The sequence below is a fragment of the Salinimicrobium oceani genome (assembly GCF_012037645.1).
In genome coordinates this window covers 1-430 of sequence record NZ_JAAVJR010000724.1, presented here as the reverse complement: position 1 = coordinate 430, position 430 = coordinate 1, and the positions used below count along the sequence as shown (strand labels likewise).

At 42.3% G+C, this 430-nt stretch carries 1 protein-coding gene; it reads right to left on the bottom strand.

Features of this window, described 5'->3' with window-relative positions; translation table 11 throughout:
- A partial coding sequence (locus tag HC175_RS19080; RefSeq protein ID WP_168139747.1) for an SDR family oxidoreductase occupies window positions 1-430 on the bottom strand: 430 nt, incomplete at both ends.

Sequence of the window (430 nt, the reverse complement as noted above, 5' to 3'; positions counted from 1 at the left end):
TTGAAATATTTGAGTTTAGCTGAAATATCATCATCTACCAATTCGGGCAGAAACATACCCCATTCGGCTACCTTTTCGGGGACCTCAATGATCTTTCCGCCTATCCTGTTCTCGATCATTTCGGCCATTTCGCGGCGGGTATGGATTAAAGGGCCACCAACTTCTTTGATCTTTGGCCCTTCCCTTAGCACAGACACCACCACCTTAGCAAGATCCTTTTGGTCAATACTATTCGTTTTGGCGTGACCATCCCCTACTATGTGAATTACCTTTCTTTTCGCCATAATGGCAAGATCATTTAAACCTGAAAAGAAACCTACCGGTCTTATGATCGTATAATCCAACCCCGAAGCTTCTAAAGCATCCTCAAACATCTTGTGGGATTTGGCTACTTCATATTCTAAAGCTTTTTCTGCTCCTTTAATAGAAA